This window comes from Weissella confusa (genome assembly GCF_004766315.1).
Classification (GTDB): Bacteria; Bacillota; Bacilli; order Lactobacillales; family Lactobacillaceae; genus Weissella; species Weissella confusa_A.
On record NZ_PVSN01000048.1, the window covers coordinates 1 to 15,516 of the forward strand.

The following is a 15,516-nucleotide window of genomic DNA, read 5'->3' on the forward strand; positions in this document are numbered from 1 at the left end:
ACGGTTCCAGTTAAAGCATCGGTCATGATAAGCGGATGGTAACCGACGTTCAAGTAGTGATAATTAAAACCAATTTTTTCTTGATGACCAAAGGTCTCAAAGTAGGTTGAATCCAAATCTAGCACCAGTTCAGTATTGGCTGATCTTTCATCAATTAAAGAGACAATACGACGATTTAATTCTTGTAGCTCATCAATGTCTTCGTTCGTGAGATGTGATAGAAATCTGGAAATAGTTGGTTGAGATGCCATGTTTTGCGCATAAACAAGTCGATGTTCGATATCTTGGGTCAAGTAATCTGCAACGTCGTCGTTGCGATAACCTTCGATAACTTGAATGAGCATTTGCAATAACAATTCTACCTTAGCATAGCGTGGATTTTTGCGATTATCGTTGAATTCAACGTTATTAAAGAGCCTGGAAATTACAGGCGAATTCAGAAAAATACTAAGCAGCACGTTGCCGCCATCCGAGGTAATTGGTGCCCCATTGTCTGAAACTGCAACTAAATGGTTGCTAGGTAATACTTTTTGAGTCATAATTTTAGACGCTCCAATTTTTGAGTATTTGGTTTGTTTTCCACTAACAAAATATCATAAAAAAGAGCTCCTATGGTTTTCACCCAACGGGTGAAAGCGCAAAACCCGCTGAAACGGTATTAACTTGCTGTTTCAGCGGTTTTTTGTTTGTCTTGATGAATAATCCGGGTGAAATATTTAATATGTTTATATTTACAAATAAAAAAGCGCAAACTTCGATTAAAGTTTGCGCTTTTTTATGAATTGACGTCAGAAGTAAGTGAAATTTTATGAGAACAATGCTGACAAAATCAAGATAACAATCAATCCAACAACTGAAATAATTGTTTCAATCACTGTCCAAATCTTCAACGTTTGTGGCACATCCAAGTCAAAGAATTCCTTGAACATCCAGAATCCGGCATCGTTAACGTGTGAAGCAGCCAATGAACCGGCACCGATTGCCAATACCACGAAGGCTGGGTTAACAGCCATTTGGTTAGCAACCAATGGTGCGACGATTCCGGCAGTCGTCAAACCAGCAACCGTAGCTGATCCAACTGAGACACGCAAGATAACGGCAATCAACCATGCAAAGATGATTGGTGACAATGACGTGTGTGAGAATGCTGAAGCAATGGCAGTTGAGATACCACCAGCAGTCAAGATACCCTTAAAGGCAGCTCCACCACCGATAACCATCAACAAGTTAGCGATTGACTTCAAAGCTTCTGACATTGATGAACCAACTTCACCCATCGTACGTCCTTGCTTTGGTCCCATTGACCAGATAGCAAAGGCCATTGCGATAACCATGGCGATAACTGGGTTACCAAGCATGGCGATGATACGATCAAGCACCGTTGGGTCAGTCAAGTAACCGTGTTGTGCAGCAGGCGTCAAAGCCTTCCAGGCTGCATCACCAACCATACCACTGTAAACTTGCTTTCCGCCGTTGTGAGCCAACGTGTAAATCGTTGAAATCAACATGAAGAACACAGGCATCAATGACGTAACAAGTGACAAACCAAATGATGGTGTGTCTTCCAACTTAAAGGTCTTAACTTCACCAATAGCATCAAGCTTCTTAGTAATCTTAAATGCCTTTGGCTCAACCTTTTGAATCAAACGTGTAAACAAAGGTCCAGCAACCAACATTGCGACGATGGCAACGATGATACCGTACATCAATACGACACCGATGTTAGCACCCAATGCGTTCGTAACTGCAGTTGGTGATGGCTGTGGTGGCAAGAATCCTTGCGCAGCTGACAAGGCAGCGGCCATTGGGATTCCCAAGTAAAGCAATGACACACCGGCTTCCAAAGCGATTGTGAAGACGATAGGAATCAAAACAACCAAACCAACTTCAAATAGCAATGAAATTCCGATGATGAATGATGCACCAGCAACCGCCCATTGCAACTTTGACTTACCAAACTTGTTAATCAAAGTTGAGGCGATGCGGTATGATCCACCAGCATCCGAAACCAAGCGACCGATCATTGATCCAAACCCAAAGACAATGACCAACTCACCCATCGTACCACCGATACCATTCTTTAAGGCATCAGCGATTCCGGATGGGTTCATTCCCAAGCCCAAGGCGACCAAAATTGAAGTAATGATCAACGCAACGAATGTGTTAATCTTTGCCTTCAAAATCAAAAATAGCAACAATGCAATACCAACTACCAAAATCAAGAATGGCCAAACGTTAAAGCCGTTTGTCATCCATTGGAATAATCCTGTCTTAGGATCAGTAGTTAGGCCAGCGAGTAATGTAAACATCTCGTCTTACCCCTTCTCAATTAAAAAATATCTCAAATGCGTCCCACTTATGAAACCGATTACATAAGTCAACTTAAATATTGTACACCTTTTGTAAGCGCTTTCGGGTAATAAGTCCATTAAATTTTTCATCAGCGTTATTTCATTGTTGGGATACCAGAATAAAAAAAGTCCTATTTTTTGACTTGCTTTTTATACGAGACATAAGCGTCTGAAACGTTTTATGGTTATTTGTATTTTGTGAAAAATATAGTCATGTTGTGCTAACGCACGAATCGTTTTTGGGCGAGCCGGCGTGGTGTTCCGTCCTGCTGAATTAACTGGTGGCGACACCAACTCCAAGCCCAAACCACAAAAAAGGCTCACACAGCAAATGCCATGTGAGCCTTAATTGAATGTTTATTTTGTTATAGCAAAATCATTGCCATTGCCAAGATAACAACCATACCTGTCAATGAAATAATCGTTTCCAAAACAGTCCAGATTTGGAACGTTTGCTTGATTGACAACTCGAAGAATTCTTGGAAAATCCAGAATCCAGCGTCGTTAACGTGTGATGCGATCAATGATCCGGCACCGATTGCCAAAGCAACCAAAACTGACAACGTTGGGTTGTTTTGTGATTGCACGATTGACAATACGATTCCGGCAGCCGTCATACCGGCAACCGTTGCTGAACCAACTGAGATACGCAATACGGCAGCAACAGCCCAGGCGAAGATAATCACCGTGATAGCTGACATGTGACCGTTAGCTGAGAACAATGAGGCAACCTTGTCTGACAAACCACCGTTTACCAAGACACCACGCCATGCTCCTCCACCACCGACAATCAACAAGATACCAGCAACTGCGCTCATACCGTTGTTCAATGATGCACCGATTGATTGTGCTGACTTCTTTTGCCATACACCCATTGAGAAGATGGCAAAGATCAAAGCAATCGTCATAGCAACAGCTGGCGTTGCCAAGAACTCAACAACCTTATCGAAGTTTGATGGGTTCTTTGGCGTAACACCACCCGTGTAGATCATCTTGTAAACCGTTGCGATGATCATGAAGATCAATGGGAATACTGACGTGATAACTGACAAGAAGAATGATGGCGTCTTGTCCAACTCGTATTCCTTAACTTCACCAACAGCCTTGATTTCCGTCTTAAATTGGAATGCGTCAGGGGCGTACTTTTGAGCCAACTTCGTGAACAAAGGACCCGCAACAACGGCCGTAATAACTGACACAATCAAACCAAGAATCAACGTCAAACCAATGTTAGCACCCAATGACATAGCCACGGCCGTTGGAGCTGGCTGTGGAGGCAAGAATCCTTGTGCTGATGACAAGGCAGCCGTCATTGAAATACCCAAGTAAAGCAATGGCACACCGGCTTCGATGGCAACCGCGAATACGATAGGAATCAAAAGCACCATTCCAACACCGAAGATCATTGAGATTCCGATGATGAATGAGGCAATCAAAACAGCCCATTGCAAACGCTTGATACCAAACCAGTTAATCAACGTCTTAGCAATTCGGTATGAACCACCGGCATCGGCAACCAATCGACCGATCATTCCACCGAAGATGAAGATAACTGAGTTTGAACCCAAGATATTACCCATACCTTGGTCACCCAAAACAGCGTTTGGAACATCCATTGGGTTCATACCCAATAGCAATGCCAAGATGAATGCCGTAACAACCAATGATACGAACGTGTTCAACTTGAACTTAACAATCAAAACAAGCAAAATCAAAATTGAGATTGCCAACATAACGAATTCCATCGTTTATTTACTCCTTAAGTAGGTAAAATATCTATTAAAAACGATTGCTCACAGCACCGGCAAATTGTCATACACTGTGAGCAATATTTTATTTTTTTATCTGCTTTTCGCTCAGGACTACTTGTCGCCCTTGTTTACGTGCTTACGTTGGAAGTTCGCAATGTTTGCGTACTCCGTTTGCAATTGACGTGCCAAACGAATAAAGATTGGCGTCAACTCACGATAAGCTTCGTAGTTTTCTGGGTTTGGATCGTACGTGTTTGAATCACCGACCATGTCGCCGATAACATCCAAACTATCAACCATTCCCAAAGCCTTTTGTGCCATAACCGTTGCGGCCAAAGCACCTGACTCGAAGGCCGCTGGCACCGTAACTGGTTGCTCAAAGATGTCGGCCGTCATTTGACGCCACAAAGCTGAACGAGCAAATCCGCCAGTTGCTTGAACTGACTTCAAGTCACCAACAACTTCTTCAAGGGCCAAAGCAACCATGTAGATGTTGAAGATGATACCTTCTAGCACGGCACGTACCATGTGGGCACGCGTGTGGTTGTGCGTCAATCCGAAGAATGAACCACGTGCGTTGGCATCCCAGATTGGGGCACGCTCACCACCCAAGTATGGGTGGAATAGCAAACCATCGGCTCCGGCAGGAATCTTTGAGGCGATTTCCGTCAACAAGTCGTACGTATCAACACCCATCAAGGCAGCCGTTGACTTCTCGGCGTCAAACATCTTGTCGCGGGCCCAACGGAAGACATCTCCACCGTTGTTAACTGGTCCACCGACAACCCAGTGATCCTTGTCCAAGGCATACGTAAACGTACGTCCCTTTGGATCAATCTTAGGTGCGTCAGTTACGACACGGATGGCACCTGACGTACCAATCGTCACAGCGGCAACACCAGGTTGCACAGCGTTAACACCCAAGTTTGACAAAGGACCATCACCAGCACCATAAACGAATGGTGTGTCGACATCCAAGCCCATGACAGCAGCGTATTCCGCAACCATGCCACGCTCAATCTCGTATGGCTCAACTGGTTGTGGCATTTGCTCCTTCTTGATACCAGTTACTTCTAGGGCTTGCTCATCCCAATCCAAGTTGAAGATGTTGAACATACCCGTTCCTGAAGCAATTGAAATATCCATCTTGTTGGCACCGAACAAACGGTTGAACAAGTATTCCTTAATTCCCAAGTAGTGCGCAGCGTTGTTGTAGATGTCCGGCTTTTCGTTCTTCAACCACAACATCTTTGACAAAGGCGCCATTGGGTGAATTGGTGTACCCGTCTTGCTGTAAATCTCTTGGCCCAAGCCAGTTGACTTCAACTCTTCCGTGTACTTAACAGCGCGCGTATCAGCCCAAGTGATAACACGTGTCAATGGTTGCCAATCCTTGTCGAAGGCAATCAATGAGTGCATTGCAGAACTGAATGATACACCCAAAATCTTGCCGCCGTTTGCGCCGCGAACAACCTCAGTCATAGCATCAACGAAGGCTTCCCAAATCTCGTTTAGGTCCTCTTCGGCGATGTCTGGTTCGTCACGGTAAAGCTTGTAACCCTTGTTGGCACTGGCAATAACATGCCCTTCAGTGTCAAACAAAACAGCCTTAGTTGACGTTGTCCCCAAGTCAACTCCGATCAAGTATTTCATTGTAAGACCTCTCAAATCTTCACTAATCTTAATTACTTCTGAATAGTACTTTACTATTTTATGTAAAAACCTTTCACAATGCAAACATTTTCGGCGAAAATGTTTTTCTCATTATCCCTGTACTGGTACATTCTACTAAAAAAAGAATGTAAAAAGCGTTACAATTATGCTTCATACATTCTTTATACATACTATTTAGTTTATTTTGTTGGCTTGTAAATCGCGCGGTTATCCAACGCCCATTGACGTTGTGAAAATTCACCTGGTTCGGTTTCAGCCAATGCATTATCAAAACTTTGGATATTGGCATCCAATTCATCCAGTTGGTGCAAAATGTTTGCTTCCTTAACGACTGGGCGAACTGGTGAACCGTACTCCATCAAGCCATGGTGCGCCAAAACGGTGTGACGCAACAACAACATTTCTTCGCTGTATAAATCCATGTTCATTTCATTGGCAGCTAAGACAATTTGCTCATCGATCAAGACGATATGTCCAATCAGGTTTCCGGCCGTCGTATATTGCGTGGCGATTGGCCCCGTTAATTCGATTACCTTACCCAAATCGTGGAGCAAAGCACCAGCGTATAGCAAACTAGCATCCAAACCAGGATATTGCTTCACCACTGCTTGCGCCAAATGCACAATTGAAAGCGTGTGAAAGCCCAAGCCCCCCGCAAATGCGTGGTGATTACTCTTAGCTGCTGGATACTTGTAGAACTGGTCGTGGTACTTAGCAATCAAGTGACGCACGATACGTTGCCACGTCGCATTCGTGATTTGGAACAAAATCGCTGAGACTTCTTCTTCCATTTCAGAGGCCTTCATTGGCGCTGCACTCATAAAGTCAGCTGGATCTTGTGGTTCACCAGCATGCGTTGGACGCAATGACAAGACCTTTAATTGAGGCTTGTCTTGATAAACTTGGCGAACCGCTTTCATAAAGACAACCATGCCATTCTTCAATGTGTTCGCTTCTTCTTGTGTTGCATCCCACTTCATGCCGCGGATTTCCATTGAACGGTCCGCAACCGAAACCGCCAAGTATCGCTTGCCTTGTTGCGTCACACGCGGATCAACTTCCTTCAACAAGACGTAAATCTCCATGCGTTCATCAACTTGATATTCTTTTAGTTGTTTTGCTTCTGTCATTTCGAATCCCCCTTTAGTTCATTCAAATCCAACACATGGTCCGCAGCGACTTGGTGTGCCGTGAAGTACAAGACTTGTTGTTGGTTGCCTGCCATTTCTTGCAACATGTCAATCATGGCTTGGCGACGTTCACGATCAAAATCAACAAACGCATCATCAATTAACAGTGGCAACTGAATGCTTTCCTTGACTGCTTGCACGAATGCTAAGCGCAAAGCAACATAAACTTGTTCCGCTGCACCCTTCGATAACTGACTGACATTAAAGATTGCACCATCATGACGCGTTACTTTAATTAAAGTCTTTGTTTGTGAAATTTGCGTATAGTTTCCTTGCGTTAAGCGTTGCAACAAATCGCCGGCATAGTGAATCAATTGTGGGAATCGGTCACCGATGGCGGCATCCAACGTTTTAGCAACCCATTCATTGGCCAAGCGGTTCACAAAACAAGCCTTCAAATCGGCTGTGATAGCCGCCGTTTGGTCCGCAATTTGCTGTTGTTGCGTTTCAATTGACGTATCCGTCATCAAACGTTGTTGTTGGGCTTCCAAACGGGCCAACGTTTGTTGCACCTCATTCACTTCTTCTTGCAAACGTAACGTCACTGCTGATGGATCAGTATCATCAACCGTCTCACTGGCAGTGGCCAAAGCATTCAAATCAGCATCCCCAAGTTGTTCACGCAACAAATCAGCTTCTTGCATCATGGCTTGCGTGCGTGTTGCCAGTTCACGTTGTTGCAACAGTTCACCAACTGATGTGACACCCAAAACTTGCAGTAGCTCATTCAAACGTTGTTGGAGTTTCGCTTTTTGCACCACTTGTTGGTCGGCCGTGCGGTTATTCGCCCGTAACTCAGCCAACTTTTGACGATAATCGCTTTCAGACAATTGATAGCCCAACCAAGCAAGCTTTTCTTCCAAAGCCTTGTGTTGTGGCATCATCGCCTGTTGTGCCGCCATCAAATCAGCTAATTGCTGGGCCATTTGGTGACCCAAACGAACGTCAGGTTGGGCATTCAACACCATTTCTGGTGTCATATCACCATATTCGGCTGGTAAATCAGTCGATGCGTTTACGCGCTTAGGCAACTTGAAGAATAGGAATGCCCCGATGGCACCCAATAGAATAATCGCCAAGATTCCCGGCAAAACTTGGTGGCCAAGAATCAAGCCTAGCCCGGCAACGATTCCAAATGCAATTGCACCAATACCAGTGCGCTGATATTGCCCAGATACGGCAATTTGTGGGCCACCTTGTAATTGGTTGACTTGGAATGGCGTGAGTTCTGGTGGAAAGACTTGCCAACGGTACTTCGCTAACAACAAACTCGTTTGGTTTTGAATGTCAGCTTGGCGACGGGCAGCTTCACGTTGTTGTTGATTCAATTGATCCAACGCATTAACCGCTTGGGTCGCATCATCTAATTGTTCATCAGAAACAGTTGCTTCAACTGATACTGTTTCTAGCGCCAGCAATTGTTGTTGCACCTGCTCGGCCTCATCAGCTAAGCGAGTATCAATCGGCTCAGGTACATCTGCAAGTTGCGCCGTGAGCTGTTGCCAACGTTGGTAAATTGGTACCAGTTGTTGTTGCTTAGCCTGTGATGACAAATCGGTTGATAGATTGCGTTGGCGTTCAGTTAGCATGGCCAACCGGGCTTGCGCAGCCTGATGTTGTTCAGACAAAGCACGCAAAGATGGTCGCGCTGCAATAGCTGTTTGTAAGTTATCTTGCGCTGTCTGCAATGTTTGTAGCGCTTCGTTAATCGGGCGACGAGCTGTTTTCGTGACACCAAATCGGCTCACCGCCTCTTGCTCCCATTGATTTGCAATTGCTAACCATTGCTCCGACCCCGGCGTTGCCAGCAAGCGCAAGTGTTCCGCAAATTCATCAGGACGTAGCGCAAAGATTTGCGTCAGCGCATCCTGATCGAAACTGAACACCGCTTGGTACAAGTCACGATCAACTGGTCCCAACAGCTCCGATAACATCCCCTCTGGGTCCGCAAATTCTTGTTGCGTGTCAACCGCTACCAAGCGCGTCGTGGTTTGGGTACGTCCCAAACGGGTTAGTTCATATGTTGTGCCATCTACTTCAAACTGTAGATGCCCACCATAAGGACCTTGCTCAAGTGGTTCGTACGTGTTGACCTTACGCCCCTTGGCTTGTGGAAAGCCGAACAGCATTCCCAACAAGAATTGATGCAACGTCGTCTTACCCGCTTCATTCAGTCCTTGAATAACTTGTAAGGCATCCACGAAATCAAAACGTTGTTGCTGCCATTGACCAAATCCGACAATGGTTGCATTTTTAATCCACATCCGTCTGGCCTCCTTGTTCCGCAACACGTAATTTTGTTTCGACGGCTTCTTTGATTTCGGCCATCATGTCAGCTGACAAAAATGCCGTCAAAATTGATGCGTCAGTCACCTGCTTCAAGCCCAAGCGTTGCAATGTTTCAAAATCAAACACCGTATCAGCCGTCTCATCCCAATAATGTTGGTCTACTGCTGGCAATGTCGCCTTTAGTGGCGTGCTATCTAGCCGAACATCAAAGACGTAGAACACATCGTTCGACTGGGATGCACGCGTCAATGCTGCAAGTAGTTGTCCATTTTCAATCATCGACAACAATTGTGGTACATCTGTCTTAACTGTCAGCGACACCAATTCAAATTCTTCTGGCGTCCCTAGTTCACGACGGATTTGTGCCACCGCATCAGCCAAGTCGCCCGTTAATGTTATGTCATGAGCTGTCCACACAATCGGTGCTACTGGTGTAAATTCTGGTACCAAGCGCGTCCCCTGATTTTCAACCAAGTAGTAACCCTTAGCGCCACTTTCGTTACGGTTAAGTCCTTGCAAGCTACCTGAATACCCAACAAACGGTTCTGTTTGCAATGTTTGCCGTACGTGAATGTGCCCTAATGCCCAATAGTCATAGTGATGTGCCTGCATATCGCCTAAGCTGAACGGCGCATAATCACCTGTGCCATCTTGGCCAACAGATCCGTGGTACATCCCGATGTGGAATGCCACGCCGGGCAGCTTGTTCGGGAACTTAATCGCCATATTTTCAGTAATATGACGCGTTGTGTATGAGAACCCGGTGATAGCAACTTGCTCACCATTCGTTGTCGTTAACTGCGTTGTCGTGATGTCAGCTGGCAAAACTGTGACATTCGCCGGCCAAACTGGTAAGGAATGCCAATCTTGCACGAAGTCATGATTACCAAAGCCCATCACGACTGGAACGTTCGCTTCATCCAAGCGTTGCAAAGCCGTCACCAACGTCAATTGCGCGCGTGTGTCAGGTGTTGTCGTATCGAACAAATCACCAGCCAACAAAACGAAGTCCACTGATTCTGCGATGGCGTCATCAACCAAGCGAGCCAACGCCGTTTCGCTGGCCGTTTGCAAATTATTTTGTAGCCATGCGGGTACATTGGCCAACCCCACAAACGGATTACCCAAGTGCAAATCGGCTGCGTGAATAAATTTCATGCGGTCCACCACTCCTCTTAAAGTCTTTGCTTTCTATTATCCCTGATTAGTCAATATTAGGAAATACCTAACGTTGTTTCTTAATAAAAAGCAGTACTGATTATCGTAGCCAGCTAAGACATTGGTTGCTTTCCTGGATAGCTAATGTTACTCTTAAATCCAGGAAATAACGGTACGACCGTTAGCCGATGGAGATAATGTCAAAAGTCTGGTTATCGAATTGAGCTGAGTAACTTTTTGTTACTCGGCTCTTTTCTTTTGCCCACAAGAAAAGGCGTCGCAAAATTTGCGACGCCTTTGTCATAGCTATTAGTCTTGGCCGTACAATTCAGCGATTGGCTTCGTGATGATGTTGTTGATTTCCATCAACAATTGGTTAACAGCTTGCTCAGCTTCCATCATCTTCTTCAAAGCATCGTGCTTGTCCATCTCACCAGCAATTTCTTGCCATTCTGCAACTTGCGCAGCTTCTGGTTCTTGACCAGCTTGCATGGCTTGGTTGATTTGCATTTGGGCAGCTTGGAAGCGTTGGAACACATCCTTAGCAGCTGCGTCGGCGTTCAATGCTTCAACTGCATCACGCAAAGTCTTGTATTGTGCCGTCTCACGCAAATCAGCAGCAACTGCGTTTACGTTGTCATAAATGTTAATCATATTAATTAATATCCTTCTTTAAATTAGTATATCCATTATCGCATACTTTGGGGGCTAATTACCAAACAGACTTTGAATACCTGACCATGCCGCATGAGCACCGTCCTTCACGTTTGACCAGGCTTGGCTTGCACCATCCTTGATGTCTGATTGAATACCATCAATGGCGTTTGAGAAACCATTTGATGATGAACTACCACTACTCTTACCGCTATCGCCCGTTACGGTGCTCATCTTTTGACGCACACTCTTAACGCCGAATGCGGTTTGATCAGTATTTGGAATCACTTGCTCCAAAGTCGTCTTCATCAGCGGTCCAGCTGTCATACCAAGTGAGACTGGAATCGATTCACCGTTAGCCGATGAATCGTAACCCGTCCACGTTGTAACCACCACATCAGGTGTGTAGGCGATTGTCCATGAGTCCGTAGCGTTCGTTGCCGTTGAATTGCTTCCCGTTATCTCGGTTGTTCCAGTCTTTCCAGCCACTGTGTAACCGTATGGATCAGCTGCTTTACCAGTTCCGTTCGTGTAAACGCCCATCATCATTGACGTCATCTCATCAGCAACCTTCTTTGACCAAAGACGTGTTTGCTTTTCCTTCGCTTTGACAATCACCTTGCCGGAAGAATCCACAATCTTCGTAATGAAATGACTTTGACTCATCACCCCATCGTTGGCAAAACTTGTGTAAGCTTGGGTCATTTGCAAAGGCGTCACGCCCTTTTGTAGACCACCGATTCCCATGGCCAAGTTCTTGTCAGACTTCTTCAATGGCAACCCAGCCTTAATTCCTGCGTTATATCCAACAGAGACGCCCATTTGATCAAGCAACCAAACAGCTGGAATGTTGTATGAGTTTTCAAGCGCAACATACATTGGGACATCTTCACTGGTGTAATCCGCATAATTTGATGGTGAATAACCATTCGTTCCAAAACTTGTCTTCTCATTCTTCAATTCAGAATCATATGAGAAACCACGTGATAGTGAAGGCGCATAATCAACAATTGGCTTAATCGTTGAACCAGGTGAACGATACATGCTCGTTGCGCGGTTGAAGCCACGGAAGACGTGTTCGCCACGCCCACCAACAACGGCACGCACCCCACCAGTTTTCGCATCCATAACGACTGACGCAGCCTGTGAATCACCACCAATTGGGTTCAACCAGCTAGTCTCATAATCGTCTTGCAAGTTTTGTTGGTCGGTTTGATTCAACGTCGTATAAATCTTATACCCATCGTTCAAAATTTCTGATTCGGTTAAGCCATATTTGTTAATGGCCTCATCAATAACCGCGTCGAAGAAATATGGATAGTTATAGTTCGAATTATCGACGTTGTGATCAGATGCGCCAATGGCAGTTGCTGCATATTGATCAGCTTCTGATTGGCTCAACTTCTTGTCATTCACCAAGTTTTGCAAAACTTGATTACGACGATTCAACGCATTCTTTGGATAATTCAATGGGTCATAGCCATTCGGTGACTGCAACATTCCCGCCAGCATAGCACCTTGTGTCACTGACAAATCCGAAGCGTTAACCCCGAAATACTTCAGTGACGCATCTTGAACTCCCCAGACACCTTGACCGAAATATGCATTATTCAAATACATCGCCAAGATATTGTGCTTTGAGTATTCCTTTTCAACCTGAATTGCTAAGAACAATTCACGGATTTTACGCGTGATGGTTTGGTTTTGCGTCAGGAACGCATTCTTAACCAACTGTTGCGTAATGGTCGAGCCACCAGCTGACGCATTGATACCACGAATACGGTACCAAACTGTCGTCAATGCACCACGGGCCATACCCGTCACTGAGAATCCTGGTTCATGATAGAAATTACGATCCTCAGTTGCTAAAACAGCATTCACAGCATTCGGTGAAATCTTATTAAATGAGACATACGTCCCCTTTTGACCGGCAATTGAGCCCGCCTTATTATCTTTTACATCGTATATTTCGGTGGATGATTGCAGGCGCGTTTTTAGGTCTGACACGCCGGTCGTCTTAGCTTCAAAGGTTCCGAGAACACTAATCACCAAGATACCCGTCAGAATCAAAACACCTATCCAACGATTAATTTGGAATCGTGTCCAAAACGGTCCAAACTTGCGTCGTATCCACGCGAAAAATGCTTTCATTCGCGTCATCATATTATTGCATCCAATTTGTAAAACGTTGTGCTAACTTCTCAGCGTCCTCTGCAGATGGGCTAGTCACGTAAATCGTGTTGTGGCCAGCCAACGTGGCAATCACTTCTGACAAGTTTGCCGCGTCAATCAAAGCCGCCAAACGGTTTCCGTTACCTTGGGTCGTCTTCACGACCGTCATAAATTCAACGCGCGTCACCGACACAGCCGTTTCGGCAAAGCCCTTTTGAACTTGTTCGCTATCAACAACTGGCGCATCTGACATCACTTGATAACGTGGACGACCTGATCCGTCAGCGCGACGAACAATGCGCATTTCCTTGATGTCGCGTGAAACGGTTGCTTGCGTGACTTCAACGCCAGCCGCTTGTAACGAGTTCATCAAACCTTCTTGTGAATCAATCACCTCGCGTGACAAAATATCCAAAATCAACGCTTGGCGTTCTTGCTTCTTTAATGCCATGGTTTTCAATCCTTCTTTTTTGCATATATAAGTTTAATTATACAGGTTTTTCGGTTTTCTGCCTTAAGTTCGGGCGGTAATGAAAAAGACGCTACCTGCCTGCTGGCAAGTAGCGTCCTACATGTTTAATTACATAAATAGCATACGGAAGATTTCTTCAAACATGAAACCAATCAATCCGGCTGATGGCACTGTAATAATCCAAGCCATCACAATGTTCTTCAACGTGCCCCACTTCACGGCGCGAATATCGTCAGAAGCACCCGTACCAGCGATTGCTGACGTAACCGTGTGCGTCGTTGAAATTGGTGCGTGAACGAAGTAAGCAGAGATGAACAACACTGCTGATGAAACAGCTTCAGCAACGAATCCCTTTTGTGGGCTCAAAATTGTAATCTTGCTTCCTAACGTGTGAATGATACGTTGTCCACCGGCCATTGTTCCAACTGAAATGGCCAAAGATGCCATCAAGATAATTTGGAATGGAATTTCCGTTTGCCCTGGCTTAATACCAAAGAATCCAACTGGGGCAGCCGCCATAAACATCAATCCCATTGACTTTTGGGCGTCTTGCAAACCGTGTCCCAACGCCAATGACGCTGACGTGAAAATTTGTGCCGTGCGGAAGTACTTATCCGTTTCCTTCAAGTTAGCCTTCTTGATGATCTTGTTCAAAATCACCATGATTAGTAGCGCTAGTCCGAATCCAACAACTGGTGACAACACCATCGGATCGATAACCTTTTCAACGACCTTAGCCAACTTAATGTGTACGTTGTTACCAGCGATTTGTTCGACCAAACCAGCTCCCATCAATCCACCAATAATGGCGTGAGTTGATGAAGATGGTAGCCCGAACCACCAAGTAATCAAATTCCAACCAATTGCACCAAGCAAAGCAGCAATAACCAAGAACAATTGTTGCTCGGCGCTCACCAGCGTCATATCAACGATGTCACGTGCGATAACCGCAGCAACGGACGTTCCCATCAAAGCACCAATCAAGTTCATGACAGCAGCCATAATGATTGCTGTCTTCGCCTTCAAGGCACCCGTTGCTAATACGTAGACTTCCATGTCTTTCTCTCCTGAAATACATTTTTACTTTTAATTTTTTACCCGGATTATTCATCAAGACAAACAAAAAACCGCTGAAACAGCAAGTTAATACCGTTTCAGCGGGTTTTGCGCTTTCACCCGTTGGGTGAAAACCATAGGAGCTCTTTTTTATGATATTTTGTTAGTGGAAAACAAACCAAATACTCAAAAATTGGAGCGTCTAAAATTATGACTCAAAAAGTATTACCTAGCAACCATTTAGTTGCAGTTTCAGACAATGGGGCACCAATTACCTCGGATGGTGGCAACGTGCTGCTTAGTATTTTTCTGAATTCGCCTGTAATTTCCAGGCTCTTTAATAACGTTGAATTCAACGATAATCGCAAAAATCCACGCTATGCTAAGGTAGAATTGTTATTGCAAATGCTCATTCAAGTTATCGAAGGTTATCGCAACGACGACGTTGCAGATTACTTGACCCAAGATATCGAACATCGACTTGTTTATGCGCAAAACATGGCATCTCAACCAACTATTTCCAGATTTCTATCACATCTCACGAACGAAGACATTGATGAGCTACAAGAATTAAATCGTCGTATTGTCTCTTTAATTGATGAAAGATCAGCCAATACTGAACGGGTGCTAGATTTGGATTCAACCTACTTTGAGACCTTTGGTCATCAAGAAAAAATTGGTTTTAATTATCACTACTTGAACGTCGGTTACCATCCGCTTATCATGACCGATGCTTTAACTGGAACCGT

12 protein-coding genes are annotated in these 15,516 nt (G+C 44.9%); 1 reads left to right on the forward strand and 11 read right to left on the reverse strand.

Annotated elements, in window-relative coordinates:
* From C6P11_RS06990 to C6P11_RS07040, 11 genes are all read right to left on the reverse strand, one after another.
* A partial coding sequence (locus tag C6P11_RS06990; protein ID WP_210114206.1) for a transposase occupies positions 1-539 on the reverse strand: 539 nt, incomplete at its 3' end.
* A gap of 267 nt (positions 540-806) precedes the next feature.
* On the reverse strand, positions 807-2,309 hold the full coding sequence (locus C6P11_RS06995; RefSeq protein WP_135519832.1) for a gluconate:H+ symporter: 1,503 nt from the start codon (positions 2,307-2,309) through the stop codon (positions 807-809).
* Positions 2,310-2,716: 407 nt separating this feature from the next.
* The gene (locus tag C6P11_RS07000; RefSeq protein ID WP_118703926.1) at positions 2,717-4,096 is read right to left on the reverse strand and encodes a gluconate:H+ symporter; all 1,380 of its coding nucleotides are present in this window, start codon (positions 4,094-4,096) and stop codon (positions 2,717-2,719) included.
* Between the two features lie 117 nt (positions 4,097-4,213).
* Positions 4,214-5,755 (reverse strand): gluconokinase, encoded by a 1,542-nt coding sequence (gene gntK / locus C6P11_RS07005; protein ID WP_135519834.1) that lies wholly within the window; start codon positions 5,753-5,755, stop codon positions 4,214-4,216.
* 200 nt (positions 5,756-5,955) lie between these two features.
* Positions 5,956-6,906: a 3'-5' exoribonuclease YhaM family protein gene (locus tag C6P11_RS07010; protein ID WP_135519836.1), complete on the reverse strand. Its 951-nt coding sequence runs from the start codon at positions 6,904-6,906 to the stop codon at positions 5,956-5,958.
* Positions 6,903-9,230 (reverse strand): ATP-binding protein, encoded by a 2,328-nt coding sequence (locus C6P11_RS07015; protein ID WP_135519838.1) that lies wholly within the window; start codon positions 9,228-9,230, stop codon positions 6,903-6,905. The genes C6P11_RS07010 and C6P11_RS07015 overlap by 4 nt, the downstream gene beginning before the upstream one ends.
* Positions 9,220-10,413: a metallophosphoesterase family protein gene (locus C6P11_RS07020; RefSeq protein ID WP_135519840.1), complete on the reverse strand. Its 1,194-nt coding sequence runs from the start codon at positions 10,411-10,413 to the stop codon at positions 9,220-9,222. Before C6P11_RS07020 ends, C6P11_RS07015 begins: the two co-directional genes overlap by 11 nt.
* A 309-nt stretch (positions 10,414-10,722) precedes the next feature.
* Positions 10,723-11,067 carry a YlbF family regulator gene (locus tag C6P11_RS07025; RefSeq protein WP_135519842.1) on the reverse strand — a complete coding sequence of 115 codons (345 nt, stop codon included), beginning with the start codon at positions 11,065-11,067 and terminating at the stop codon, positions 10,723-10,725.
* A gap of 54 nt (positions 11,068-11,121) precedes the next feature.
* Entirely contained in the window at positions 11,122-13,230 is a 2,109-nt protein-coding gene (locus C6P11_RS07030; RefSeq protein ID WP_135519844.1) for a transglycosylase domain-containing protein, read from the reverse strand.
* A gap of 1 nt (position 13,231) precedes the next feature.
* A complete protein-coding gene (locus C6P11_RS07035) occupies positions 13,232-13,690 on the reverse strand; it encodes an arginine repressor (protein WP_135519846.1) in 459 nt (152 codons plus the stop codon).
* Between the two features lie 129 nt (positions 13,691-13,819).
* Positions 13,820-14,767 carry an inorganic phosphate transporter gene (locus C6P11_RS07040; RefSeq protein ID WP_245299821.1) on the reverse strand — a complete coding sequence of 316 codons (948 nt, stop codon included), beginning with the start codon at positions 14,765-14,767 and terminating at the stop codon, positions 13,820-13,822.
* A gap of 210 nt (positions 14,768-14,977) precedes the next feature.
* Here C6P11_RS07040 and C6P11_RS07045 point away from each other — a divergent pair.
* The coding region (locus C6P11_RS07045; RefSeq protein ID WP_210114229.1) for a transposase at positions 14,978-15,516 on the forward strand (539 nt) is incomplete at its 3' end.

Bases quoted from the DNA above. Each gene is read 5' to 3' on its own strand.
- C6P11_RS07040 (WP_245299821.1), bottom strand. From the start codon at position 14,767: ATGGAAGTCTACGTATTAGCAACGGGTGCCTTGAAGGCGAAGACAGCA.
- C6P11_RS07010 (WP_135519836.1), bottom strand. From the start codon at position 6,906: ATGACAGAAGCAAAACAACTAAAAGAATATCAAGTTGATGAACGCATG.
- gntK (WP_135519834.1), bottom strand. From the start codon at position 5,755: ATGAAATACTTGATCGGAGTTGACTTGGGGACAACGTCAACTAAGGCT.
- C6P11_RS07025 (WP_135519842.1), bottom strand. From the start codon at position 11,067: ATGATTAACATTTATGACAACGTAAACGCAGTTGCTGCTGATTTGCGT.
- C6P11_RS07015 (WP_135519838.1), bottom strand. From the start codon at position 9,230: ATGTGGATTAAAAATGCAACCATTGTCGGATTTGGTCAATGGCAGCAA.
- C6P11_RS07000 (WP_118703926.1), bottom strand. From the start codon at position 4,096: ATGGAATTCGTTATGTTGGCAATCTCAATTTTGATTTTGCTTGTTTTG.
- C6P11_RS07035 (WP_135519846.1), bottom strand. From the start codon at position 13,690: ATGGCATTAAAGAAGCAAGAACGCCAAGCGTTGATTTTGGATATTTTG.
- C6P11_RS07030 (WP_135519844.1), bottom strand. From the start codon at position 13,230: ATGATGACGCGAATGAAAGCATTTTTCGCGTGGATACGACGCAAGTTT.
- C6P11_RS06995 (WP_135519832.1), bottom strand. From the start codon at position 2,309: ATGTTTACATTACTCGCTGGCCTAACTACTGATCCTAAGACAGGATTA.
- C6P11_RS07020 (WP_135519840.1), bottom strand. From the start codon at position 10,413: ATGAAATTTATTCACGCAGCCGATTTGCACTTGGGTAATCCGTTTGTG.